Consider the following 24,371-nt stretch of genomic DNA (forward strand, 5'->3'; position numbering starts at 1 on the left):
GGGCGGGGGGGGGGGGGGGGGGGGGGGGGGGGCGGGGGCCCCGGGGGGGGGGCCCCCCCCCCGGGGGGGGCCGCGGCCCCCCCCCCCCCCGCGGGGGGGGGGCGCCCCCCCCCCCCGGGGGCCCCCCCCTCTCGCCGTGCCGGCCGTCAGGCCGCCGGCCCGTCCGTGCTACTTCGCGCGGTCGAAGTCGACCGCGCTGTAGGCGCGCAGCTTCGACAGGCGGTGGGTCGAGTCGATCTGCCGGATCGTGCCCGACTTCGAGCGCATGACCAGCGAGGACGTGGTCGCGGTCTCCGAGCGGTAGTGGACGCCGCGCAGCAGCTCGCCGTCCGTGATGCCGGTGGCGACGAAGAAGACGTTCTCGCCGGACACCAGGTCGTCGGTGTGCAGGACCCGGTCCAGGTCGTGGCCCGCGTCGATGGCCTTCTGGCGCTCGGCCTCGTCCTTCGGCCACAGCTTGCCCTGGATCGTGCCGCCGAGGCACTTGATCGCGCAGGCCGAGATGATGCCTTCGGGGGTGCCGCCGATGCCCAGGAGCAGGTCCACGCCGGTGCCCTCGCGCACCGCCATGACCGAGCCCGCGACGTCGCCGTCCGAGATGAACTTGATCCGGGCGCCGGTCTCGCGGATCTCCTTGACGATGCCCTCGTGGCGGGGGCGGTCCAGGATGATCACCGTGACGTCCTCGACGGCCATGTTCTTGGCCTTGGCGACGCGGCGGATGTTCACCGAGACGGGTGCGTTGATGTCGACGAAGTCGGCGGCCTCGGGGCCGGTGACCAGCTTCTCCATGTAGAAGACCGCGGACGGGTCGAACATGGTGCCGCGGTCGGCGGCGGCGAGCACGGCGATGGCGTTCGGCATGCCCTTGGCGTTCAGGGTGGTGCCGTCGATCGGGTCGACGGCGATGTCGACCTCGGCACCGGTGCCGTCGCCGACGCGCTCGCCGTTGAACAGCATCGGGGCTTCGTCCTTCTCGCCCTCGCCGATGACGACGACGCCGTTCATCGAGACGGTGGAGATCAGGGTCCGCATCGCGTTGACCGCGGCGCCGTCGGCGCCGAGCTTGTCGCCGCGCCCGACCCACCGGCCGGCGGCCATCGCGGCAGCCTCGGTCACCCGGACCAGTTCCAGGGCGAGGTTGCGGTCGGGGGCCTCCGGAGAGACTTCGAGCTGGGGCGGCAGGTTGTGCTCGGTCATCGGAGCGCACCTTTCTGTACGGCGACGGCCGGGAAGTGAGGGTGCTGGAAGCCTATCGTCACGTCGACAAATTGAGCAGGCCGGGTCACGTATGAGCGGAATATCGGTCAGGCGATTGGCGTGAGCGGACATCTTGCGGACCGGTGCGGTCGCCGCGCCGACCCCGCCGGAGATCGCTCCCGGCCATGGGGGACGATGGTGGCGTGGCAGGTATGAAGGGCAAGCAGACGGTCTGGGACATGGTCCGGTCGCTGGCGGTGATCGGTGTCGTCGTGGCGGGGATCTACATCTTCGTCCCGCATGACGAGAAGGCCGATCCGACACGCGTCGTCGACTACCGGGTGGAGACGGTCACGGCCCGGCGTGCGGCGCCGTACCCGGTGGCCGCGCCCGTGGGCCTCCCGGAGCAGTGGCGGGCGACCTCGGTGACGTTCGACCGCAAGGCCGCGAACGCCTGGCACCTGGGCTTCCTGGACCCGCAGGACCAGTACGTGTCGATCGAGCAGTCCAGCGACGCCTCGGCCAAGCGCCTGGCGGCCCTGACCCAGCAGGCGAAGGCCACCGGGCAGACGCAGCAGGTCGGCGACCTGGCCTGGGAGCGCTGGGAGGGCGAGAAGTACGACGCGCTCGTCCGGCAGGAGCAGGGCTACGTGACGGTGGTGGCCGGGACGGCGTCCTTCGAGGACCTCGGCACGATGGCGGCGGCGCTGGAGTTCAAGCAGGGCGCCGCCCAGTAGTCCGCCGCGCGGCAGTCCGCCGCCCGGCAGTCCGCCGTGCGGGCGCCGACAGACGGAGAAGGCCGCTCCCCCCGAATCGGGGGAGCGGCCTTCCGCGTACCTGTGTCCGGACTCAGACGGTGGTGATGACCTCGTCGAAGCTCAGGCGCGGGCCGCGCGCGTGCCACGCGTCCTCACCCGGCTTGCCGATGTTGACGACCATCAGGGGGGTGTGGTCGCCGTCCAGGAACTCCTTCTGGACACCGGCGAAGTCCAGGCCGCCCATCGGGCCGGCGGCGAGGCCGGCGGCGCGGATGCCGACGATGAAGTACGCGGCCTGCAGGGCGGCGTTCATCACGGCGGCCTGCTCGCGGACCGGGCGCTCGCTGAAGAAGGCGTCCTTGGCCTGCGGGAAGTGCGGCAGCAGGGTCGGGAGCTCCTCGTGGAACTCGTTGTCCGCGGAGAGGATCGCGACGAGCGGCGCGGCGGCGGTCTTCGCCTGGTTGCCCTCCATCATCAGGTTGACCAGGCGCTCGCGGGCCTCGGGGGAGCGGACCAGCGTGATGCGCAGCGGCGTCGAGTTGAAGGCGGTGGGGCCGTACTTGACCAGGTCGTAGATCGCCTGGACCTGCTCCTCGGTCACCGGCTCGTCGGAGAACGAGTTGGCGGTGCGGGCCTCGCGGAACAGCAGGTCCTGAGCGGCGGAGTCAAGAACGAGAGACATCGGAAAGCCTTCTTCCATACGGAGGTGAAGCGATGTCCCGACATTAAGCCAAAAGTTGTAGAACTTTCAACTAAATCGGCGTCGAGGTGACTCGGATCACGTGCGGCCTCACATCCGCCCCGGCCTCAGGCGTCCCGCTCGTCGCTCCCGCCGCCCCCGTCGGCCCCCGCTTCGCGGGCTGCCAGTGCCGAGTCGAGCCGGGCGCGGGCCCCTTCCAGCCAGTGCCGGCAGACCTTCGCGAGCTCTTCGCCGCGCTCCCAGAGCGCGAGGGAGTCCTCGAGGGAGGTGCCGCCGGCCTCCAGCTTGCGGACGACCTCGATGAGCTCGTCCCGGGCCTGCTCGTACCCCAACGAGGTATCGGTTTCAGTCATTCCCGTCCCACCTTGTGTGTGCAGTACAACGAATATGTGGTGCGGGGCGCGCGGCTCATTCGCCGCGCTGCCCGGCGGCCGGCGCGGCCGGCCCGTCCGCGTCCGGTGCGACCCGTACGGAGAACTCGCCCTCCGCCACCCGCGCGCGCAGCACCTCGTCCGCCGAGACGTCCTGCGGTGAGCGCACCACGTGCCCGTCCGCCCGCTGCAGTACGGCGTACCCGCGCTCCAGCGTCGCCGCCGGGGACAGCGCCACCACCCGGGCCAGGGTGTGCGCCAGCTCCGAATCGGCCCGGTCCAGCAGGTGCCCGAGGGTGCGCCGGGTGCGGCCCAGCAGGGCCTCCAGGTCGGCCTCGCGGGTCTCCACCATCCGCTGCGGATGGACGAAGACCGGCCGGGCGAGCGCATGCGCGAGCCCCCGCTCCTCCCGGTCGAGCAGCCCGCGCACCGCCCGCAGCCCCCGGCCCTGCAGCTGGCGCACCCGCTCCAGCTCCTCGCCGACGTCAGGGACCACCTTCTTCGCAGCGTCCGTGGGCGTGGAGGCCCGCAGGTCCGCGACCAGGTCCAGGAGCGGGGAGTCCGGCTCGTGCCCGATCGCCGAGACCACCGGGGTACGGGCCGCCGCGACCGTCCGTACGACCTCCTCGTCGGAGAACGGCAGCAGGTCCTCCACGCTGCCGCCGCCGCGCGCCACGATGATCACGTCGACCTCGTCCAGGGCGTCGAGCTCCTTGACCGCCCGGATCACCTGGGGCACCGCGTTCACCCCCTGCACGGCGACGTTGCGCACCTCGAAGCGGACCGCCGGCCAGCGCCGCCGGGCGTTCTCCAGTACGTCGCGCTCGGCCGCCGAGGCCCGCCCGACCACCAGCCCGATCAGCTGCGGCAGGAAGGGCAGCGGCTTCTTGCGGTCCAGCGCGAACAGGCCCTCGGAGGCGAGCGACCGCTTGAGCTTCTCCAGCCGGGCGAGGAGCTCGCCGATGCCGACGGGCCGTATCTCGGTGGCCCGCAGCGACAGCTGCCCGCGCGGGGCGTACCACTCCGGCTTGGCCAGGACGACGACCCGCGCGCCCTCCGTCACCGCGTCCGCGACCTCGTCGAAGACCTGGCGGTAGCAGGTCACGCTGAGCGAGATGTCGTGCGAGGGGTCGCGCAGCGTCAGGAAGACCACCCCCGCCCCCGGCCGCCGCGAGAGCTGCGTGATCTGCCCTTCCACCCACACCTGGCCGAGCCTGTCGATCCAGCCCCCGATGAGCCGGGACACCTGGCCGACCGGCAGCGGCGCGTCAGCCGACGTATTCAGACCCATGCACGAAGGCTAGCCGCCCGGGCTGACAGCGTCTCAGGGACCGGTCAGGGTGTCGTGTCTCAGCGTCCGGCGCCGACGTCCGGCCGCCGGCCGCGCTGGGCGAAGAGCACCCCCAGGCCCACCGCCAGCCACACCGCCCCCACCACCTGCGCCGTCCGGGCCGCCTCGGCGATCACCGTCACGGTCACCGCCGCGCCGAGCACCGGGACCACCAGGTGCTTCCACCAGTTCGGGGCGCCCGCCCCGCGCTTGACCACGAACCAGCCGACCACCGAGGCGTGCAGCAGCGTGAACGCCACCAGCGCGCCGACGTCCACCACCGAGACCAGCTGGTCGAGCCCGTCGTCGCGGCGTGCGGCCCACACCGCCGCGACCAGCGTGATCGTCGCCGCCACCAGCAGCGCCGGCCGCGGAGTGCCGTCCGAGGTCCGGGCGAGCGCCCCCGGCAGCCGCCGCTCCCGGGCCATCGCGAACACCAGCCGGCCCGCCGCCGCCTGCCCGGCCAGTGCCGCGAAGGCCGCCCCGATCGCCTTGCTGACCGCGACCAGGTCGTGCAGCCAGGGGCCGACCGAGGAGTCCACCGCGTTGTAGAAGGCCGGCCCCTGCTGCGCCGGATCGGCCGCCAGCTCCGCCGAGGACACCGGCATCAGCAGCGCCGCCAGGTAGCTCTGTGCGATGAACAGCACCCCGGCCAGCGCCAGGCAGAACAGCACCGCGCGCGCCACCCGCGCCGAGCCTCCCGTCACCTCCTCCGCGAAGGAGGCGATCGCGTCGAAGCCGAGGTAGGACAGGACCGCCACCGAGACCGCGCCCAGGACGGCCGCCAGGGAGAAGCCGCTCGTGCCGTCCCCGGTCAGCGGCGAGAGCCAGCCGCGCTGCGCCCCGCCCTGGACCAGCACCGTCACCGCGGCCACCACGAACACCAGCAGCACCGCGATCTCCATGGCCAGCACGGCGAAGCCCACGCGCGCGGCCGCCCGTACGCCCCACAGGTTCAGCGCGGTGGTCACCAGCACGGCCAGCGCCGTCCACACCCACCGGGAGACCTCCGGGACCAGTGCGTTCATCGCGATCCCGGAGAAGAGGTACGCGACCGCCGGGATCAGCAGGTAGTCGAGCATCGCCATCCAGCCGGCGATCAGCCCGGGCCCCTCGCCGAGCCCCTTGCGGGCGTAGGTGAACACCGAGCCGGCCTGCGGGGCCACCTGGACCATCTGCGCGTACGAGAACGCCGTGAAGGCCATCGCGACCGTCGCGAAGACGTAGACGAGGGCGACGGCGCCGTGCGATTTCGCGTCCAGGGTGCCGAAGACCCCGACCGGGGCCATCGGGGCGATGAAGAGGAGCCCGTACACGACCAGGTCCCGGAAGCCGAGGCTCCGCCGGAGGGCCGGCTTCGGGGCCGTACTGGGCTCCGTAACGGACGCCATCATTCCTCCGAGGGGCGATCGGTTCGCACGTTCGACCCAGTCTGTGCCGAATGGGCGAGGACCGGCCTCCCGGAGACCCCCGTACGATGGACCGCATGACTGCTGCCGCACCTGCTCCCGCTTCCCGACGCGTCCTGCTCGCCGCCCCGCGCGGCTACTGCGCGGGCGTGGACCGAGCCGTGATCGCCGTCGAGAAGGCCCTCGAGCAGTACGGTGCGCCGGTCTACGTCCGGCACGAGATCGTGCACAACAAGTACGTCGTGCAGACGCTGGAGAAGAAGGGCGCCATCTTCGTCGAGCGGACGGAGGAGGTGCCCGAGGGCTCCATCGTGATGTTCTCCGCGCACGGCGTGGCGCCGGTGGTGCACGAGGAGGCGGCGGCCGGCAAGCTCGCGACGATCGACGCGACCTGCCCGCTGGTCACCAAGGTGCACAAGGAAGCGATCCGGTACGCGAACGAGGACTTCGACATCCTCCTCATCGGCCACGAGGGCCACGAGGAGGTCATCGGCACCTCCGGCGAGGCCCCGGACCACATCACGATCGTGGACGGCCCGGACGACGTGGACAAGGTCGTCGTGCGCGACGAGTCGAAGGTCGTCTGGCTCTCCCAGACCACCCTCTCGGTCGACGAGACCATGGAGACGGTCGACGCGCTCAAGACCAAGTTCCCGCTGCTGGTCTCGCCGCCGAGCGACGACATCTGCTACGCCACCTCGAACCGCCAGGCCGCGGTCAAGGTGATGGGCGCCGACTCCGACCTGGTCATCGTCGTCGGCTCCAAGAACTCCTCGAACTCGATCCGGCTCGTCGAGGTCGCGAAGGACGCGGGCGCCAAGGCCGCCCACCTCGTCGACTTCGCGAGCGAGATCGACGAGGCCTGGCTGGAGGGCGTCACCACGGTCGGCCTGACCTCGGGCGCCTCGGTGCCGGAGGTCCTGGTCGAGCAGGTGCTCGAGTGGCTCGCGGAGCGCGGCTTCGAGGACGTGGAGATCGTCAAGACCGCCGAGGAGTCGATCGTCTTCTCGCTGCCGAAGGAGCTGCGCCGCGACCTGCGCGCGGAAGCGGCCGCGCTGGTCGCCGAGAAGTAGGCCCCCGCCCGCGAAGTTCCCTACGGTGTTTCCATGCAGATCTTCGGCGTGGACATCGGTGGTTCCGGGATCAAGGGCGCTCCCGCGGACCTGGACCGTGGCGAGCTGGCGCAGGAGCGCCACAAGGTACTGACACCGCAGCCGGCCACCCCCGACGGGGTGGCCGGCTGTGTCGTCGAGGTGGTGCGCCACTTCGACTGGGACGGCCCGGTGGGGGTGACGTTCCCGGGCGTCGTCACGGGGGGCGTCACCCGTACGGCGGCCAACATGGACAGCTCGTGGATCGGCGTCGACACGGCCACCCTGCTGTCGGACCGGCTCGGCGGCCAGCCCGTCACGGTCCTCAACGACGCGGACGCGGCCGGGATCGCGGAGATGACGTACGGCGCGGGCAAGGGCCACGACGGTACGGTGATCATGCTGACGCTGGGCACCGGCATCGGCAGCGCGCTGTTCACGGACGGCCGGCTGGTCCCGAACTCGGAGCTCGGCCACCTGGAGCTGAAGGGGCACGACGCGGAGAAGCGGGCGTCGGTCAAGGCCAAGGAGGACGGGGAGCTCACCTGGGAGCGCTGGGCCCACCGGGTGCAGCGGTACCTGGAGCACGTGGAGATGCTCTTCTCCCCGGACCTGTTCATCATCGGCGGCGGCGTCAGCCGCAAACCGGAGAAGTTCCTCCCGCTGATCCAGGACGTCCGCGCCGAGATCGTCCCGGCCAGGCTCCGGAACAACGCGGGCATCGTGGGCGCGGCGATGGCGGCGCGCAGCCTGGGCGGTTAGGCCGTCCGGCGCGGGAGCCTGCGCCGGGAGATCAGCACGGCCTTGCGGACGACGACGATCAGCGCGGAGACCAGGGTCCCGCCGTACAGCCAGCCGGCGTGCAGGGACAGGGCGGAGACGATGCCCATGAGCTCTGCGCCGAAGCCGCCCGAGCCGCCGGAGATGGGCCAGACTCCGACGGCGAAGGCGATCGGCGCAGAGATCGGCGCGGTGATCAGGTCGGCGGGGCGCACCCAGAGGGCGGTGGCGGCCGCGACGGGCAGGAAGAGCAGCCCGTACGCGAGCAGCGAGCCGCCGAAGAGCAGCCAGGCGATCCCGGCGACCAGGGTCATCGCGACGCACGCGAACAGCCCGCCGCCGAGCCCGGTCAGCCGGGCCCGCGGCAGCCGCCGGGCGGGCGCGGGCCGCGGGCGGCCGCCCTGGGCGGGCACGCCGCCGACGGGCGGGGCCGGGCGCCGCGGCTGCTGCTGCTCCGGCTGCTGTCGCTGCGGGTGATCCGCCGAACGCGTCCTGTGTTGCTCCACCCCACCAAGCTAGGCGGGCCGAGCGCGGTATCGGGGTGGGGACACGCGTACAACGACTGCCACTCATCGGAAAGTAAACTGTCCGGTGGCCCACTCCCGGGCCGCCGCCCCCTCCAGCTACGGGAAGTCGCCAACGTGTCGCTCACGATCGGAATCGTCGGCCTGCCGAATGTCGGCAAGTCGACCCTGTTCAACGCCCTGACCAAGAACGACGTGCTGGCGGCCAACTACCCGTTCGCCACCATCGAGCCGAACGTCGGCGTCGTCGGCGTCCCGGACCCGCGCCTGGCCGTGCTCGCCGGGATCTTCGGCTCGCAGCGCGTCCTGCCGGCGACGGTCGACTTCGTCGACATCGCGGGCATCGTCCGCGGCGCCTCGGAGGGCGAGGGCCTGGGCAACAAGTTCCTCGCGAACATCCGCGAGTCGGACGCGATCTGCCAGGTCATCCGTGCCTTCAAGGACGAGAACGTCGTGCACGTGGACGGCAAGGTCTCGCCGAAGGACGACATCGAGACGATCAACACCGAGCTGATCCTCGCCGACCTCCAGTCCATCGAGAAGGCCGAGCCCCGCCTGACGAAGGAGTCCCGCCTCCAGAAGGAGAAGGTCGCGGTCCTCGCGGCCGTCGTCGAGGCCAAGAAGATCCTCGAGGCCGGCGACACCCTGTTCTCCAAGGGCATCCACAAGGGCACGGAGCAGGGCGACCTCCTGCACGAGCTGCACCTGCTGACCACGAAGCCGTTCCTCTACGTCTTCAACGTGGACGAGGACGAGCTGGTGGACGAGGCCTTCAAGGCCGAGCAGAGCGCGCTGGTCGCCCCGGCGGAGGCGATCTTCCTGAACGCCAAGCTGGAGCAGGACCTCTCCGAGCTGGACGACGAGGAGGCCCTCGAGCTCCTCCAGTCGGTCGGCCAGGACGAGCCCGGCCTGGCCACCCTCGGCCGCGTCGGCTTCGCCACCCTGGGCCTCCAGACGTACCTGACGGCCGGCCCGAAGGAAACCCGCGCCTGGACCATCAAGCAGGGCGCCACGGCCCCCGAGGCGGCCGGCGTGATCCACACCGACTTCCAGCGCGGCTTCATCAAGGCCGAGGTCATCTCGTTCGCGGACCTGGTCGCCTGCGGCTCGGTGGCCGAGGCCCGCGCCAAGGGCAAGGCCCGCATGGAGGGCAAGGACTACGTCATGCAGGACGGCGACGTGGTCGAGTTCCGCTTCAACGTGTGATCGCATACCTACAGGCGGCCTGACCTGCGAGAACGCGGGTCAGGCCGTTGTGCTGTCCGCAACAGTCCGCAGAACGGTTCGCGCTCGGGAGGAGCTGAGTTCCCCCGCGATCATTCACTGTGGTTGCGATTCCGAGCAGGCGTCGCTGCATTGAGCGGCGGGCGGGCTGCTCCCTGGAGCTTCGTAACCGCACCGCGTGGCGGCCGTGAATCCCTACAGCGCGGGGATGATGCCTCCGTTCAGCGCGTCGTGGCGGATGCGTTGTGTCAGATCGAGCTGCTCGCGGAGCAGGCGCTCGTGTTCGTCGAGCCGCGTCATCGTGCCGGCGATCGCGTGCTGCGTCGCGAGGCCGGGCAGTGCCACGGGCAGATCCCCGAGTACGTCGAGGGAGATGGTCTTCATCTTCATGCTCCCCGTGGAGTGGGCTTCCAGCCATGTTCGTGCTTCCGGACCGCGCAGGTACGCGGCGAAGTAGTCGGCATCGAGTCCGGCAGGGGGGCGCAACAAGAAACACCCGGTGCCGCACACCCAGCCGTACTGTTCCTCGCGGACGACGGCGGCTCGTCCCAGTTCTCCGCGGCGCGCCAGGACGACGTCGCCGGGGCGGAGGTGGAAGCGCTCCAGCCCCATGGCCTGTCGCTCGCTGATGCGTCGGATGCCTGCCGTGCTGAAGCCGCTTCCCGTCAGGTCTTTGGGCATCACGACGGGGACGCCGCCGACATCGACGTAGTGGTCGGCACGGATCAGGCTTCCCGACGGTCCCGCGAGCAGCAGGCCCGGGCCCTCGGGCAACCCTTCCGCGGTGCCCTCCACTACGCGGCGGAGCGGCACACGCGGGGTTTCGGTTTCGCCGCGGGCCACCCGCTCGCTCCGGTCGAAGCTCGTGCGCAGGTGGGCCGTCGCGCCGACTGTCGATTCGGCCCGCTGCACCAGCTCGTCAAGCAGGCGGCGTGTGTCCAGCGCCGCGGGTGGCTGCTCCCGATCGGGTGCCACGTACAGTCGGGGATCGAGGGGCCAGCCGTCGTTCTCCAGGATCTCTTCGTACGGGACCGAGCGGGAGAACCCCGGATCGTCGGGGATCGAGCGGGGGGACCGCAGCCAGGCGTGGAACCGGCCACTGATGCGGTCCCTGTCAGCAGGGCCGAGCACCCGCGCCTGGCGCGGAACCTGAGTGCCGAGTCGGCTCGCGTCGATGAAGAGAACGGACTCGGTTTCATCGGCGGGCACGTGACGGGACTTGTCACGGGCGAGGAGCCAGAGGTGCACAGGGACCGACGTGTGGGAGAACAGGTCGGCCGGTAGTGCGACGATGGCGAGAAGCGCGCCTTTGGTCAGCAGTTCCTTGCGGATCTCCGCCTCACGACCGCGTGCGGAGGCGGCCCCCGACGGCATGATCAGGGCCGCCTTGCCCTTCTCGCTGAGTCGGGTCCATGCGAGTTGTATCCAGGCGAAGTTCGCGTTCGACTCGGGCGGCGGCCCGAAGGGCCAGCCGAGGTGTTCCAGACCTTGGACGCGCTGGTTGAACGGCGGATTGCACAGCACGGAGTCGGCCATGCCGTTGCCCGGGCTTCGGAACATCGATCCGGGATCGGAGGCCCGTACCAGCGGCCGGTCGATGCCGTGCAGGGCCAGGTTCAGCATGGCCAGGTGGGGGTTGCGGTGATCCATGGCGTAGCCCTCGAACGAGGCGTCACCGCCGCGCCCCTGTTGTGCAACGTACTGCGCGGCGGCGGTGAGGAACCCCCCGGTGCCGCAGGCGGGGTCGAGTACACGATCGCCGGGCTGGGGGGACAGTGATTCCGCGAGCAGCCGCGTGAGTGTGCGCGGAGTGTAGTACTCGCCCGTCTGAGCGGCGCTCTCCGCGACGTAACGCTCCAGGAGGAGGTCGCCGACCTCTTCGAGTCCGGCCTCGGCGGCTGTGGGGGGCTGTTGGAGCGCGGCGAGGAAGTTTCCCACCCATGGCAAATCGTCCGCCTCGCCGTTGCCTACGAACACGTTCTCCAGATGCGAGGGTGTGAGGGCGGGAAACCGCTCGCGCCTGGAGGCGAGGAGGAGCGCGTCGTTCAGGTCCCTCAAGGGTGTGTACCGGGCCCGTGCCTCCGCAACGGCTCTGGACCACCGTTTGACGAGTTCGTCCCCCGGGTCGTCCGCCGAGTCGATGAACCCCGCGAGCATCAGGACGGCGAGCATCGCGGTGAGGTCGCGGTCCGTGCTCCGGCCCCGCTGGAAGGGTGCATAAGCCCGCCACAGTCGGTCGACGACCTCTGCGGCAGGGCCATGCACGTCCGTGTTCTCCACTGAGAACTCCTCGCTCGGGTATTTCACTTCAGTCGGCTGATGACGTAGGCCGCTGCCGGTACCAGCATGAGCAGACACAGACGGAGCGTCGTTCCCGTGCTCTGCATGGCCTTCCCTAACAGATCGAAGAACGCCTTCATGTTCAGATCCTCATCTTTGGTGCGCAGTTAGGCTGCGCAACTCATATGGGTGCGACATCGATGCGGCGTGATCACCTGCGATGCCCGGCTCGGGCTGCCGTGATAGGAAACTAGCAGGGAGCAACGGCGGCGCGGGGCGCCGTTGTTGGCTCGCGTAGCCCGCGCAGGTTATTGCGCAGCGATGCTGCGCAAATGCCAACTTGTGTTCTCGCTGGTCGAGTAGTCCGGTGTTGAAGCCATGCCGAAGGGAGGCGTCCGGGCGGGAGCCTTGAAGAGTGACCCGCATCACAACCCCTTCGGTGCATCGGACCTGAGGGGAGTGGTCGCACCTGGTCGCCGGCGCCTTCGTGGCGCGGTCCGCTGATGCGGTCGCGAGGGGAACACAACGCCATGCAGGCGATGGCCGGTGACCACGGCCGGGCCATCGAAGCGGTGCGGGCAGCGCTGAAGCCGATTTGCGATGCGGAGGTCAGGCTGGAGCTGGAGGCCGGACCGGACGCCCGGCGCGCGTTGGACCTGGCAACCGTGCTGTCGCGGCTTCTGTCGAGTCCGACCCTTCTGTGTTCCCGTGCCGGCTCTTCAGCTGCTTCGGGGCGGCGTGAGCTTGTCGAGGTCCAGGCTGGTCTCGAAGGGCACGGGGCGCTGGAGGGGGCGCCGGTGGGTTCGTCGGGCTCGTAGACGTGGACGACGGGTGCCCCACCCTAGGGATTGCGGCCGTCGGGAGGGGGCGCTGTGCCGGTGATCGATAATCGGCGCATGGATGTCGTCGGGATGCTCGAGGCCGCCTCGCTGCTGGTGCCGGAAGGGGTTGCCGCCGAGAACGGCGTCACGGTGTCCGAGGTCTGGGAGTACCTCGCGCACGACGAGTGGGAGATCGCGCTCGACCTGCTGGAGGAGCTGGGTGACGGCTGGTCGGCGCCACCGGGGTTCTGGGATGAGCTGGAGCGCGCGGCCGGGATGCTGGGGTTCGAACGGAGCCGGGAGTGGTGCCGGTGGCGCAGTGCCGAGACGCGGCTGGGCGTCATCCGGGCCGATCTCGTGCTCCGGCCGGCCGGTGAGACGTTCCGGCGTACGCCGGTTCCCGGGGCGGGGGTGCTGCGGCCGATGTGGGACATCGGCAACCGGAGGGACGACGGAGCGCCCGAACTCGACATCGCCCGGCTGTGGGTCGAGTGCGCCGGTGACCTCGCGCCCGGCGCGCGGGCTCCGGTGCGGCTCCTGCCCCTGACCGCGGAGCGGTGGAGGCACCTCGCGCCCGGCGACCGGATCACCCTGTACGAGACCGCAGTGGCCGGCGGGACGGCCGAGATCCTGGAGGTCCGGCCTCCGTCGGCGTAGGCAAACGGGGGCGGGGGCCGGGGCGGGCGGAGAGCCTCGTTGACGGGTGGATCTTGGTGAGTAGGGTCACGGAGCGCGCGCGGTCTCGAGAGCAGACCCGGGGGAGCGTCGGCGCTCGGGAGGCTCAGGCCGTGACCAGATGGCGATTCCGCACGAGGCTGTGGACCGCGGTGACCACCACGAGCCTGCTGCTGGCTCTGGCGCCGGGCCTGGCCGCCGCCGCGCCGGCGGGTGTCGACGACCCCGCCGATCCGACCGTACGGCGCGACCCCGCGACCGGGCACGCCCGCATGATCTTCAACTCCGGTGGTTATCTGACCCCGCCCTCCAAGCGGGCTCCCGAGCACGTCGCGCTCGCCTACGTGCGTGATCACCGCGGCGAGTTCGGGCTCACCGCCGAGCAGGCCGCGCAGCTCGTCGTCGTCTCCACGTACCCCACCCGGCACAACGGGGCGCAGCAGGTGACGCTCGGTCAGAGCATCGACGGCATGCGCGTGCACGGCGGGCTGCTCACCGCCACCGTCGACAGGCGCGGCCGCCTCGTCATCCTCGGCGGCGCCGTCGTGACCGCCGAGCCGGCGGGCAGCGTCGAGCTGACGGCGAGGCAGGCCCTCGACCACGCGGCCGAGGCGCAGGGCGCCAGGGCCCAGCACGAGCTGACGGGCACGGACAACCGCGACAAGGGCAAGCAGAAGTTCAAGAACGTCTACGCCAAGAGGCTCACGAAGCCCAACGACGTGACCGCCGAGCTGGTGTGGTTCCCCACCGACTCCGGCCGGGAGCTGCGCCCGGCCTGGCTCACCGACATCGAGGTCTCCGGTACGTCCTGGTACCAGACGGTGGTCGACGCCGCCGACGGCCGGCTGCTGAGCCGCGAGAGCCGGTACCACCACGCCGGCCCCGAAGGGACCGTCTTCACGGCCCAGCACCCCGACTCCGCCGGCGCCGCCCGTACGGTCACGCCGTTCACCGGGCGCGACGGCTCCTGGGTGGCGGACCGGCTGACCCAGGGCAACAACGCCAACGCGTACCGGGACGAGGACGGCGACAACACGGTCCCGGACACCGGGAACGACGCGCTGCGCCCCCAGTCCCCGGCCGGTGGCGACCCCGCCTTCCAGCACTTCGACTACCCGTTCGGCGACACCTGGCGCACCAACGCCGCCGCGACGCAGGCCAATCTCGACGCGGACGTGAATCCCGTCGTCACGCAGCTCTTCTACTACACCAACGTGATGCACGACTACCTCTACGACCTGGGGTTCGACGAGGCGTCGCGGAACTTCCAGGTCGACAACTTCGGTCGCGGCGGCGCGGGCAACGACCCGGTGCTGGCCGAGGCGCAGGACGGCTGGGACCTCGGCTGCCCGGACAACAGCACTCCGCCGAACGCGATCCGGTGCACGAACAACGCCAACTTCGGCACCCCCGGGGACGGCGCCAGCCCGCGCATGCAGATGTACATGTGGCAGCCGCCGGGCCGGCCGTGGCGTGACGGTTCGCTCGACGGCGACGTCATCGCGCACGAGTACGGGCACGGCGTGTCCAACCGCCTCGTCGGCGGCGGCAACCTCGGCGGCGGCGCCCAGACCGGAGCCCTCGGGGAGGGCTGGAGCGACACGATCTCCTTCCTCAAGTGGGGCGACGCGACGGTCGGCGAGTACGTCACCGGCAACACCGCCACCGGCATTCGCACGCAGGCGTACGACACGTCCACCGAGAAGTGGGGAACGTTCCGCCCGGCCCGCGGAGTGCACCGCAACGGTGAGATCTGGGCCGCGACGATGTACGACATCCGCGAGGCGAAGGGCGTCGCGTTCACCCAGCAGCTCGTCATCGACGGCATGAAGAACACCGTCACCGCGCCGAGTTACCTCGACGCCCGCGACGGCATCCTGGCAGCCGACATGACCAACGACGCGGGCGCGAACCAGTGCCTGCTGTGGCGGGTCTTCGCCGGCCGCGGCATGGGCACGGGCGCCGCGTCGAGCGCGGACCAGAACACCGTGACGGCCGACGAGACCGTCCCCGCCGCCTGCCTGCCGACCGCGAACGCCGGCGGCCCGTACACGACGGGCGAGGGCACGGACGTCACGCTCAGCGCCGCCGGCTCCGCCCGGGGGAGCGCGCCCTCGGCCGCCAACCCGGCGACGTACGCGTGGGACCTCGACAACGACGGGCAGTACGACGACGCCACCGGGGTCAGCACCACCTTCGGCCAGGTGGGCCATGACCGCGTCTTCACCGTCGGACTGCGGGTGACGGACAGCGCCGGCAACACCGACACCGGCTCGACGACGGTGACCGCCGTGAACGTCGCGCCGGCCGTGTCCCTGCAGACGGTCCCCCCGGCCGGGGAGAACACCCCGGTCACCCTGACGGGCGGCATCGGCGACCCGGGCTGGCTCGACCCGCTGACCGCCACGGTCGACTGGGGTGACGGAGCCGGCCCGCAGGCGCTGGCCGGCACCCCGGAGAACGTACGTCCCGAGGCGACCCTGAGCTTCTCCGCGGCGCACACGTACGGGGACGACGGGACCTTCACGATCGAGGTCTGCGGCAGTGACGACGACGCGAGCGGCTGCCGGTCGCTCGACGCGACGATCACCGACACCGACCCGACCGCAGCGATCCCGGCCGACGGGCAGACGGCGTACAACGGGCAGAAGGCCTTCATCGCCCACGCCGGCACGCCGGTCGCCGTGCAGGGCGCCTCGACCGACCCCGGGAGCGACGACCTGACCCTGACCTGGCTGTGGGGGGACGGGGCCTCGGACGACCTGGTCTCGCCGGTGAACCCGCCGGCCGCCGACCAGGACCCGAGCCCCTCGGTCAAGCCGCGCAACGTGACCGCGGCGAGGTCGCACGCGTACCCGGACGCATGCCTGTCCACGCTGACGTTCACCGCCCTGGACGACGACGGCGGTGCCGCCTCCGACACGGCGGCCGTCATCACGACCGGCAACGCACTGCGGGCGCGCAACCAGGCGTACTGGACGGGCGAGTACGAGGGGCGGGCGCCGAACCGGTTCACGCCGGCCCAGCGGGCCTGCCTGCTGGGCGTGGCCTCGTTCATGAGCGCGGTCCACGGGCCGCTGACCGAGGCCCAGGCGTACGCGATCCTGAGCTCGGGCTCACCGCAGCCCAGGCCGCTGGTGTCCCAGCAGCTGCTCGCGGCGTGGCTCAACTTCGCGAACGGGTCGTACGACCTGGCCACGCCGGTGGACACCAACGGCGACCGGAAGGCGGACTCGACCTTCGGGGCGGCGATGGCCGGCGCCGAGGCGGTCCACAACAACCCGGCGTCGACGCGGAACCAGCTTTTGCACCAGGTCGACGTCCTGCTGCGGTTCAACGTGCGTGACGGTGGCTGACCGGCGCCTGGTGTGCCTCGCCGCCCTCGCGCTCTTCACCGGGTGCGGGGGCGGCCGGGCGCGTCCGCCGGCGAGGGCGACGCATGATCCGGGCGGTACGGGCGCCACGGGAGCCGGCGCACCTACGCCGGCCCGGGGCCGCGTGCTCACCGGGTCCGACGACGGCTTCACGGGACGGCTCGAGGTCGGGCAGACGGCCCAGCTGCGGCTCCCCCTCCCGGAGGGCGGTCCGGAACCCACCGCTCAGGGCGAGTCGGTCCTGCTGATCCCCGTCAGCAACGTGACGGCTGCGGGCCACCGCGCATGGGAACTGCGCGCGGTCCGCAAGGGCACCACCCGCATCCTCGTACCCCGCCCCGCCGCCCCACCGGCCACGCTGACCTTCACGGTGCCGTGAGCGCAGCCGGGCCGTGGAACGCGCACGGCGCGCCCGGGGGAGCCGGGCGCGCCGTGCGGTGCCGCTAGCGCAGGGACTCGGAGGAGCCTGACGGGCGGGGCCGGTCCTGGGGCATGTCCATGTCCATGTCCATGTCCTCGGACTTGCGGTCCGGGTTCTTCGCCTGGCTCTTGGCTTCCTGCATCTTCTGCTTGGCCTGCTCCTTGAGCTTGTTGGCCTTGTCCTGGGGCGGCTGCTTCTTGACCATGCCGGTTTCGCTCCTCGAAGAGGGTGAGGGGACGTCCACTGGGGACGACCACCACCCTGGCACCGGGTGGTGACTCCCGCATTTCGGACGGTCGCTCTCCGTGAGCGTCAGGCGAAGTTGGCCTTGGCGAGCAGCGTGCCGTCCGGGGTGAGGAGGCTGGCGCCCGCGAGCTTCGTGGGGTTCACGTCGGCCGCCGCGACCCAGTAGCCGTAGCCGCCCTGGAGGGAGAACGTGCCGAGGCGGGTCGTCGTGCCGTCCTTGTTGTCGAGTACGCAGCTGACCTCCGGGGCGGGCTTCTCCAGGTCCACCGACATGTACACCCAGCCCTGCTGGCCCGGATGGGCGAAGACCCGGCCCACCTCCCCGCCGTCCGCCATCAGCGGCGCCTGCAGCAGCTGGGCGTTCGCCTCGGCCGTCGGGGACGGGGGCCCCGACGCCTGCTCGATGGCCGCGCCCGCCGCCCAGCCGGCGAAGCCGCAGGCCACGGCCAGGGCCGCCGCCGCGGCCGCGACCCGGGGCCGCAGCAGCCGGCGCCGCGCCGGGGCGGGCTTCGGGGGAGGCTGCTGCGGGGCCGGCTGGAGGTGGGCCGTGACGCGGCTCTCGAAGCCGACCGGGGGCTCCGTGCCCGGCAGCAGGCCCAGCAGCCCGTCGCCGACCAGGGCCAGCTGCTCGATGTGCACCCGGCAGCCGGGGCAACGGTCCAGGTGGGCGACCGCACGGGCGCGCTCCCGGGCCGGAAGGATGTCCAACGCCAGTTCGGCGTCGAGCTCCCTCAGCTGCTCGCAGGTCATCTCGCTCATCGCCGGATCTCCTCGGCCCCCAGGGTCCTGCGCAGTTTGTGCATGGCCGTCCGGATCCGCGTCTTGGCCGTCCCCAGCGGGATCCGCTCCATGTCGGCGACCTGCTGCGCGGTCATCCCGTAGATCCCCGCCATCACCAGGGCGCGCGCCTGCTCCCGGGGCAGGGCGGCCACGGCCGTCCGTATCCCGGCCGACGTCTCGGCGGCGAGCGCCTGCTGCTCGGGGGTCTGCGTCACGATGTCGAGGAGGGCGTCCAGGTCCTCGGGGGCGACCGGGTTGGCCCGGCGGGCCCGGACCGCGTCGATCGCCAGATGGTGCGCGATCGCCGTCAGCCAGGTCCGTACCGAACCGCGGCGGGCATCGTAGACCTGGGCGTGCCGCCACGCCCGCTCGAACGTCAGCTGGGCGATGTCCTCGGCGAGCTGCGCATCTCCGACGACGGCGATGGCCACGCCGAACACCGTGCGCTGGAAGCGGCGGACGAACGCGACGGCGATCTCGGGATCACCCGTCGCCAGGCCCGACAGCAGTGCTTCGTCCGGCGCACGCCCGAGCGGGAGGCCCATTCTCTGCACATCAGTGGATACGTTCGGCCTCCCCGAATGGATTGGTTCGGGTTCACGCGGAAGCACCCCTTCATTCTCCTCCTCTCCCGGCCCGTGTTCCCGTCCGCAATCCCCGGGCGACGGTCAGCCGTATCCCTGCCATGACAAGGACACGCACCACCCGAACCACTCGCGTGGGAATGGGGATGGCGGCCGGAGCGCTCGCGGGGCTGCTGGCCGCCTGCGGGGGCGGCGGCTACGGAGCCGGAAACGGCCCGGCGTCGCCGTCCTCCCCGCCCGCGCCCGCCGCGACGCAGGTCACGGCGGACCTCAGCGACTTCCACATCGCCCTGTCCCAGAAGACGTTCACGGCCGGGGCCTACTCGTTCACGGTCAAGAACACCGGCCACCACGACCACGCGCTGGAGGTCGAGGGACCGGGCGGTGAGCAGCGCTCCAAGACCCTGGCACCGGGGGAGAGCGGAACGTTGGACATCACCCTCAAGGACGGTACGTACGAGCTCTACTGCCCCGTCGACGGGCACAAGGACCTCGGGATGAAGACCGAGATCACCGTGGGCGGCGCCGTGAACGGTTACTGAGCGTCCCGCCGGCGGCGGTAGGTTGCGTGCAGTCGTTGCCCGGCGCGGCCGGGCGCAGTCGGCGGGAGCGGGCGAGGGGAGGGGCATGCGGCACAGGACGGCCGAGGCGATCGACGCGGGCGGGCGGCTGCATGCGGCGGCCGGCGCGCTGCTGGCCGACCACCGCCGGGCCGTCGAAGCCGTACGGGAGGCCTGGGCGCCGATCCACGCGGAGCTGGCCCGCCTCGAGCTGCGGCGGATCCCCGTCGACCGGCTGGCCCAGGTCACCGAGGGGCGGCTGCGGGTGGCCGCGATCGAGGCGGCCGGGTTCGACACCGTGCAGCAGGTCCTGGACGCCGGACGCCACCGGCTGCGGCAGATCCCCGGCGTCGGGCAGCAGACCGCCGACCAGGCGCTCGGCGCCGCCCGGCAGCTCGCCGAGGCCGTCGGGGAGACCGTCGCCGTGCACCTCGACGTGGACCGGCCCGAACCCCGGACCACCGCCCTGGTGACCGCCCTCCGGCTGCTCGTCGAGGCCGGCCCCGAAGCCCGCCGGGCCGTCGCGGCGGCCCGGCAGCTGGACGCCGGGCTCGGGCCGCTGCTCGCCGACGCCGGGCCCGCCGCAGGCCGGCTGCGGATGTGGTTCGCGGGACGGGAGCGGCGGGAGCGGGCCCTGGCCGCCGTCGGGGAGATCCGCCGGCTGACCGCGCAGGCCGCCGGGGGCGGGGTGCCCGTACTGCTCGGACAGGCCTCGGTCGACCTCCTGCGCGGCCCCGCCGACGAGGCGGCCGCCTGGGTCGACTTCGAGCTGCGCTCCGCCGAGTACTACGGGCTGCTCGCGGAGATCACCGAGCGCGCCGGGAGCGGCCTCGACCCGGCCGCCGCCCAGGGGTTCCTGCCCGAGGCGCTGGCCGAACGGGTCCGCGCCCAGGACCTCGACGCAACGCACCGGCGGGTCTCGCTGCGCGGGTACCAGTCCTTCGGCGCCCGCTTCGCCCTCGCCCAGCGGCGGGTCATCCTCGGCGACGAGATGGGGCTGGGCAAGACGATCCAGGCGCTCGCGGCCCTCGCGCACCTCGCCGCACAGGGGCAGCGCCACTTCCTCGTCGTCTGCCCGGCAGGCGTCCTGATCAACTGGACCCGCGAGATCGAGGCGCGCAGCACCCTGCGGGCGGTCGCCCTGCACGGCCCCGGCCGGCACGACGCCTTCGCGGACTGGCGGGGGGAGGGCGGGGTGGCCGTGACGACCTTCCAGGCGCTGACCCAATTCCCCGAACTCGCCGCCGAAGAGCTGGGGATGCTCGTCGTGGACGAGGCGCACCACGTCAAGAACCCGCGCGCGCAGCGCTCCCTGGCGGTCGCCGCCTGGGCCGCCCGCTGCACGTACGTCCTCTTCCTCACCGGCACCCCGATGGAGAACCGGGTCTCCGAGTTCCGCAGTCTCGTACGGATCCTGCAGCCCGAGGCGGTCTGCGGGATCGGGGACGTCGACGCGGTCGCCGGGTCCACGGCGTTCCGCGAGGCGGTGGCGCCCGCGTACCTGCGGCGCAACCAGCGCGACGTACTCGCCGAGCTGCCCGGGCTCCAGTGGACCGACGAGTGGGAGGAACTGAGCGCCGCGGACCGGGACGCCTACCGGGCGGCGGTGCGGGCCGGCAACTTCATGGCGATGCGCAGGGCCGCGTACGCGGAGCCGGAGAAGTCGGCGAAGCTGCAACGGCTGCGCGAGCTGGTGGCGGACGCCGCCGCCAACGGGCTGAAGGTCGTGGTGTTCTCCTCCTTCCGCGAGGTGCTCGGGGCGGTCGAGGAGGCGCTCGGCCGCCGGCCGCCGGGCGGCGACGGGTGCGGCGGACGCGACGGGGGCCGGCTCTTCGGGCCGATCTCCGGGAGCGTGCCGCCCGCGCGCCGCCAGCGGCTCGTCGACGGGTTCGGCGCGGCGGCCGGCCACGCCGTACTGCTCGCGCAGATCGAGGCGGGCGGCATCGGGATCAACCTGCAGGGGGCGTCCGTGGTGATCCTCTGCGAGCCACAGGTCAAGCCGACCATGGAACAGCAGGCGGTGGCCCGCGCCCACCGGATGGGCCAGGTGCGCGCCGTACGGGTGCACCGGCTGCTGGCCACGGACGGGGTGGACCAGCGGATGCTGGAGGTGCTGGAGCGCAAGGCGCGGCTCTTCGACGCGTATGCCCGGCGCAGCGTGGTGGCGGAATCGGCGCCGGAGGCGGTCGACGTCTCGGACACCTCGCTGGCCCGGCGCATCGTCGAGGAGGAGCAGGCGCGGCTCGGCGCCGCCCGCTGACGGCGGACGCCCCGGCGCCGTCGGGAAGGGTCAGAAGTCGCGGACCGAGGCGACCGTGAAGGACGTCGGCGTACCCGGTCCCATGGGGCCGCCCTTGTCGAACTGGGAGCGGACCACCAGCGTGCGGCCCGGGGTGCGGCTCAGCGTGGTCGGGATCTGCAGGGACGGGTCGGTGATCGTCCGGGTCAGCCGGGCCCGGGTGCCGTCGGGGCTCAGGTGCCACCGGGTCAGGGTGTTCGTGGTGTTGTGGGCCACCCGCAGGGTGCCGTCGGGGGCGAGGTCGAGGCCGTCGGCGTGGGTGAGGTCGCCGCCCTGGAGGACGACGCGGGATATCGCGCCGGTGCGCAGGTCGATGCGGTGGAGGTCGCCCGCGGTCATGTCCACGGCCAGCAGGAAGCGGCCCGCCGGGTCCGAGACGATGCCGTTGAGCGCGAAGCTGCCCGCCGGTGACGGGGTGAGGTGCCCGCTCAGGTCGTACGCGGGGAGCAGCGCGCCCGAGCCGGCCGCCAGCTGGGCCGGGGTGACGCGGTAGATCACCGAGCGGACGCTGTCCGTCAGGTAGGCGGTGCCGTCCGGGGTGATGGCCAGGTCGTTGACGAAGAGCCCGCCGGTCCCGGCGACCTCGAAGTGGGCCAGGCGCCTGCGGGACGCGGTGTCGTAGACGGAGACCCCGGAGGTGGAGTCGGTCACCCACAGGCGGCCGCGGGCGTCGACGCGCAGGCCGTTCGCCGTGTGGCGGCCGTCGGCGCCGGCGGCCAGGAACACCTCGGCGGTGCGCTGTCCGGGGCGGGCCCGGTAGACGGTGCCGTCCGCGTACGAGCCGACGTAGACGGTGTGGTTGCGGGGGTCGGTGGCTATGCCTTCGGGGTAGACCTTCTCGCCGGGGAGGGTGAAGGCCGTCGAGATCCGGCTGTCGGAGACCGGGGCGGAGGCCGAGGAGGCGGCCCAAGCAGCCGGTGCCGCCTGCACGGCCGGGAGCGCGCCCAGGGTGAGCGCCGTGGTCAGGGTCAGGAGCGTGGCGGGCAGCAGCTTCTTCAGCACAGCAAGTGTCCTCTTCCGTGTGGGTGAACACGAAGATAGGTTAGAGCTCTAATGCTTGCAAGGGCCTTAGGATGCGGGGATGACCTCCATGCCTCCCGAGGAGCGCATCGGCTCGCACGTCAAGCGCGCCGAGCAGGCGCTCGTCGCGGCCAAGAACGCTGCGCTCAAGCCCGCCGCAGTAACGGTTCCGCAGTACGCCGCGCTGCTCTGGCTCTCCGAGAAGCCGGGCATCTCCGCGGCCGCGCTCGCCCGGCTGTGCGGGGTGACGCCGCCGACCATGAACACCGTGCTGAAGAACCTCCAGGAGCGCGGGCTCATCGAACGCACCCCGCACGAATGGCACCGCAACGTGCTCGAGACCCGGCTCACGGAGGAGGGCCGGGCCGCGATGGAGCTCGCCGACGCCGGCGCCGTACGGGTCGAGCGGGCGCTCGCCGCCGCGTTCTCGGCACAGGAGCGGGAGCAGCTGATCAGCCTGCTGGGGCGGTGCGCGGAGGCGCTCGACGCCCAGAGGTGAAATGTGCCGTCGGGGTTCCGGGCACGTGAGGTTCCGACCATGTTTTTGCCGGGTTTTGGAACTGTCCGTGGGATTCGCACATCAGGACTCATGGGAACCCAGCCGTTCTGTCCCGACCTGGGGCAGTCATGACCGTTCGGAGCGAAGTTCGTGCATCAAGACCCGCCCCGGCGTTCCCGCCGGGCGATATGGATATCCGCCGCCGTGGCCTTCGTGCTGCTGCTCGGCGGCGGAGGCTTCGCAGCCTGGAAACTGGAATGGCTCTCCGGCAACGGTGACACCGTGAGCTTCGGCAAGGCCCCCGCCTCCGCCGCCCCCGACCCGGGCACGCCGTCCCCGGCCGCGCCGTCGGCCTCGCCCACCCCGACCGGTGATCCGGACGTACTCCTGCCGAGCGGTCCGAAGTCCGACTTCAAGCAGACCGCCAAGCTCGACGACGGCACGGTCATCGCGAAGACCCGCGTCGCGGGCGCGAAGTCCGGCTTCGAGGGCGACGTCTGGGTCTGGACGCCCAAGGAGTACAACGAGGCGAAGTACGAGAAGAGCGCCTTCCCGGTGCTCATCGCCCTCCCGGGCGGCAACGGCTTCCCGAGCAACTACTGGGCCGACCGCAGCCTCGGCCTCCAGAAGGCCATCAGCGAGGGCGTCCAGGCCGGCACCAGCCTGCCGTTCATCGTGATCATGCCGGTGCTCAACCCGGACAGCAAGTACTACTACGACGGCGCCGACATCCCCGGCCAGCCCAAGATGGGCACCTGGATCGCCGAGGACGTCCCTGACTTCACCCGGGCGAACTTCCGTACGTACAAGTCCCGCGACGGCTGGGCCTTCATGGGCTCCTCCTCCGGCGCCTTCGTCGGCATGAAGACCGTCCTGCAGTACCCGGACCGGTTCAAGGCCGTGATCGCCAGTGGCGGCGAGATCGTTCCCGACTCCCCGCTCTGGAAGGGCCACCAGGCCGAGATGGACGCGAACAACCCCGAGAAGCTCGCGCAGAAGCTGATCGACGGCAATGGCCCCGAGGTCTACGTCAACTTCCAGGTCGGCACCAAGGAGACCGGGAAGGAGCGGATGACCAAGTTCCAGCAGCAGTACGGCAAGGGCCCCGTCAAGATGACCATCCGCGACATCCAGAACGGCGAGCACAACGGCTGGCACTACGTCCGGGGCATGAAGGAAGGCTCCCTGGAGTGGATCAGCAACGTGCTCAAGGGGCCGCAGCCCCAGGTCGGCTGACCAGGCCGTTCGTACGGAGCCCGGGATCGGGGTGGCGCAGGCCACGTCCCGCCGGTCCCAGGCAACCCATCCGATCGTTGACACCTCTGTAAGGGGTGTAAGGGGGACCGATCGGTCCGACCCGCGCTCTTCGGGAGCGCCGGAGAAGGAACGGGACAAATCCGTGCAGCATGACCAGCTTCAGGGTGA

The 24,371-nt window shown here is 71.7% G+C and carries 23 protein-coding genes; 12 read left to right on the plus strand and 11 right to left on the minus strand.

Translation table 11 applies throughout. From position 1 onward, the window contains the following. Nucleotides 1-168: 168 nt before the first annotated feature. Entirely contained in the window at nucleotides 169-1,200 is a 1,032-nt protein-coding gene (gene glpX, locus ACFYXK_RS18525; RefSeq protein ID WP_266625948.1) for a class II fructose-bisphosphatase, read from the minus strand. Between the two features lie 212 nt (nucleotides 1,201-1,412). Here glpX and ACFYXK_RS18530 point away from each other — a divergent pair, with 212 nt between their 5' ends. Continuing rightward, nucleotides 1,413-1,937, plus strand: coding sequence for a DUF4245 domain-containing protein (locus tag ACFYXK_RS18530; RefSeq protein WP_389412119.1), 525 nt, complete (start codon nucleotides 1,413-1,415; stop codon nucleotides 1,935-1,937). A 112-nt stretch (nucleotides 1,938-2,049) separates the two neighbouring features. On the opposite strand, the gene ACFYXK_RS18535 is transcribed toward ACFYXK_RS18530, so the two are convergent. From ACFYXK_RS18535 to ACFYXK_RS18550, 4 genes are all read right to left on the minus strand, one after another. Next, nucleotides 2,050-2,640, minus strand: a complete 591-nt coding sequence (locus ACFYXK_RS18535) for a malonic semialdehyde reductase (RefSeq protein ID WP_389412043.1) — start codon at nucleotides 2,638-2,640, stop codon at nucleotides 2,050-2,052. A gap of 125 nt (nucleotides 2,641-2,765) precedes the next feature. After that, entirely contained in the window at nucleotides 2,766-3,011 is a 246-nt protein-coding gene (locus ACFYXK_RS18540; protein ID WP_030291008.1) for an exodeoxyribonuclease VII small subunit, read from the minus strand. A 55-nt stretch (nucleotides 3,012-3,066) separates the two neighbouring features. Further along, nucleotides 3,067-4,320 (minus strand): exodeoxyribonuclease VII large subunit, encoded by a 1,254-nt coding sequence (xseA, locus tag ACFYXK_RS18545; protein ID WP_389412044.1) that lies wholly within the window; start codon nucleotides 4,318-4,320, stop codon nucleotides 3,067-3,069. A gap of 59 nt (nucleotides 4,321-4,379) precedes the next feature. Next, nucleotides 4,380-5,750 (minus strand): APC family permease, encoded by a 1,371-nt coding sequence (locus ACFYXK_RS18550; protein ID WP_389412045.1) that lies wholly within the window; start codon nucleotides 5,748-5,750, stop codon nucleotides 4,380-4,382. 86 nt (nucleotides 5,751-5,836) lie between these two features. Between ACFYXK_RS18550 and ACFYXK_RS18555 the strand changes: the two genes are divergently transcribed. Beyond that, nucleotides 5,837-6,841: a 4-hydroxy-3-methylbut-2-enyl diphosphate reductase gene (locus ACFYXK_RS18555; protein WP_383505035.1), complete on the plus strand. Its 1,005-nt coding sequence runs from the start codon at nucleotides 5,837-5,839 to the stop codon at nucleotides 6,839-6,841. 33 nt (nucleotides 6,842-6,874) lie between these two features. Then, nucleotides 6,875-7,621 carry a polyphosphate--glucose phosphotransferase gene (gene ppgK, locus ACFYXK_RS18560; RefSeq protein ID WP_389412046.1) on the plus strand — a complete coding sequence of 249 codons (747 nt, stop codon included), beginning with the start codon at nucleotides 6,875-6,877 and terminating at the stop codon, nucleotides 7,619-7,621. Here ppgK and ACFYXK_RS18565 read toward each other — a convergent pair. Next, the gene (locus tag ACFYXK_RS18565; protein ID WP_389412047.1) at nucleotides 7,618-8,145 is read right to left on the minus strand and encodes a DUF6542 domain-containing protein; all 528 of its coding nucleotides are present in this window, start codon (nucleotides 8,143-8,145) and stop codon (nucleotides 7,618-7,620) included. The two genes, ppgK and ACFYXK_RS18565, sit on opposite strands and share 4 nt — an antisense overlap. Before the next feature lie 135 nt (nucleotides 8,146-8,280). Between ACFYXK_RS18565 and ychF the strand changes: the two genes are divergently transcribed. After that, nucleotides 8,281-9,369, plus strand: a complete 1,089-nt coding sequence (gene ychF / locus ACFYXK_RS18570) for a redox-regulated ATPase YchF (protein WP_389412048.1) — start codon at nucleotides 8,281-8,283, stop codon at nucleotides 9,367-9,369. A gap of 213 nt (nucleotides 9,370-9,582) precedes the next feature. Here the strand turns inward: ychF and ACFYXK_RS18575 are convergent, their stop codons facing one another. Then, entirely contained in the window at nucleotides 9,583-11,667 is a 2,085-nt protein-coding gene (locus tag ACFYXK_RS18575; RefSeq protein WP_389412049.1) for an N-6 DNA methylase, read from the minus strand. Nucleotides 11,668-12,197: 530 nt separating this feature from the next. Between ACFYXK_RS18575 and ACFYXK_RS18580 the strand changes: the two genes are divergently transcribed. From ACFYXK_RS18580 to ACFYXK_RS18595, 4 genes are all read left to right on the plus strand, one after another. Beyond that, a complete protein-coding gene (locus ACFYXK_RS18580) occupies nucleotides 12,198-12,485 on the plus strand; it encodes a hypothetical protein (RefSeq protein WP_389412050.1) in 288 nt (95 codons plus the stop codon). 78 nt (nucleotides 12,486-12,563) lie between these two features. After that, complete coding sequence (locus tag ACFYXK_RS18585) at nucleotides 12,564-13,145, plus strand: hypothetical protein (protein WP_389412051.1); 582 nt, start codon at nucleotides 12,564-12,566, stop codon at nucleotides 13,143-13,145. 131 nt (nucleotides 13,146-13,276) lie between these two features. Further along, nucleotides 13,277-16,519 (plus strand): M36 family metallopeptidase, encoded by a 3,243-nt coding sequence (locus ACFYXK_RS18590; protein WP_389412052.1) that lies wholly within the window; start codon nucleotides 13,277-13,279, stop codon nucleotides 16,517-16,519. A 142-nt stretch (nucleotides 16,520-16,661) separates the two neighbouring features. Further along, nucleotides 16,662-16,916, plus strand: coding sequence for a hypothetical protein (locus ACFYXK_RS18595; RefSeq protein WP_389412053.1), 255 nt, complete (start codon nucleotides 16,662-16,664; stop codon nucleotides 16,914-16,916). Between the two features lie 64 nt (nucleotides 16,917-16,980). On the opposite strand, the gene ACFYXK_RS18600 is transcribed toward ACFYXK_RS18595, so the two are convergent. The 3 genes from ACFYXK_RS18600 to ACFYXK_RS18610 form a co-directional block, all read right to left on the minus strand. Continuing rightward, on the minus strand, nucleotides 16,981-17,163 hold the full coding sequence (locus ACFYXK_RS18600) for a hypothetical protein (RefSeq protein ID WP_389412054.1): 183 nt from the start codon (nucleotides 17,161-17,163) through the stop codon (nucleotides 16,981-16,983). A 107-nt stretch (nucleotides 17,164-17,270) separates the two neighbouring features. Then, a complete protein-coding gene (locus ACFYXK_RS18605) occupies nucleotides 17,271-17,963 on the minus strand; it encodes a zf-HC2 domain-containing protein (protein ID WP_389412055.1) in 693 nt (230 codons plus the stop codon). Further along, complete coding sequence (locus ACFYXK_RS18610; RefSeq protein WP_389412056.1) at nucleotides 17,960-18,529, minus strand: RNA polymerase sigma factor; 570 nt, start codon at nucleotides 18,527-18,529, stop codon at nucleotides 17,960-17,962. The genes ACFYXK_RS18605 and ACFYXK_RS18610 overlap by 4 nt, the downstream gene beginning before the upstream one ends. A 185-nt stretch (nucleotides 18,530-18,714) precedes the next feature. On the opposite strand from ACFYXK_RS18610, the gene ACFYXK_RS18615 reads away from it, so the two are divergent. Then, nucleotides 18,715-19,110, plus strand: coding sequence for a cupredoxin domain-containing protein (locus tag ACFYXK_RS18615; RefSeq protein WP_389412057.1), 396 nt, complete (start codon nucleotides 18,715-18,717; stop codon nucleotides 19,108-19,110). An 85-nt stretch (nucleotides 19,111-19,195) separates the two neighbouring features. Then, the gene (locus tag ACFYXK_RS18620; protein WP_389412058.1) at nucleotides 19,196-21,388 is read left to right on the plus strand and encodes a DEAD/DEAH box helicase; all 2,193 of its coding nucleotides are present in this window, start codon (nucleotides 19,196-19,198) and stop codon (nucleotides 21,386-21,388) included. Between the two features lie 30 nt (nucleotides 21,389-21,418). Here ACFYXK_RS18620 and ACFYXK_RS18625 read toward each other — a convergent pair whose 3' ends face one another. Beyond that, entirely contained in the window at nucleotides 21,419-22,429 is a 1,011-nt protein-coding gene (locus ACFYXK_RS18625; RefSeq protein ID WP_389412059.1) for an SMP-30/gluconolactonase/LRE family protein, read from the minus strand. Nucleotides 22,430-22,508: 79 nt separating this feature from the next. Between ACFYXK_RS18625 and ACFYXK_RS18630 the strand changes: the two genes are divergently transcribed. Next, nucleotides 22,509-22,946 carry a MarR family winged helix-turn-helix transcriptional regulator gene (locus ACFYXK_RS18630; RefSeq protein WP_383504987.1) on the plus strand — a complete coding sequence of 146 codons (438 nt, stop codon included), beginning with the start codon at nucleotides 22,509-22,511 and terminating at the stop codon, nucleotides 22,944-22,946. Between the two features lie 204 nt (nucleotides 22,947-23,150). After that, entirely contained in the window at nucleotides 23,151-24,182 is a 1,032-nt protein-coding gene (locus ACFYXK_RS18635) for an alpha/beta hydrolase (RefSeq protein WP_389412060.1), read from the plus strand. The last annotated feature ends 189 nt before the right edge of the window (nucleotides 24,183-24,371 follow it).

The sequence above is a fragment of the Streptomyces sp. NPDC002209 genome (genome assembly GCF_042890265.1).
Taxonomy (GTDB): domain Bacteria; phylum Actinomycetota; class Actinomycetes; order Streptomycetales; family Streptomycetaceae; genus Streptomyces.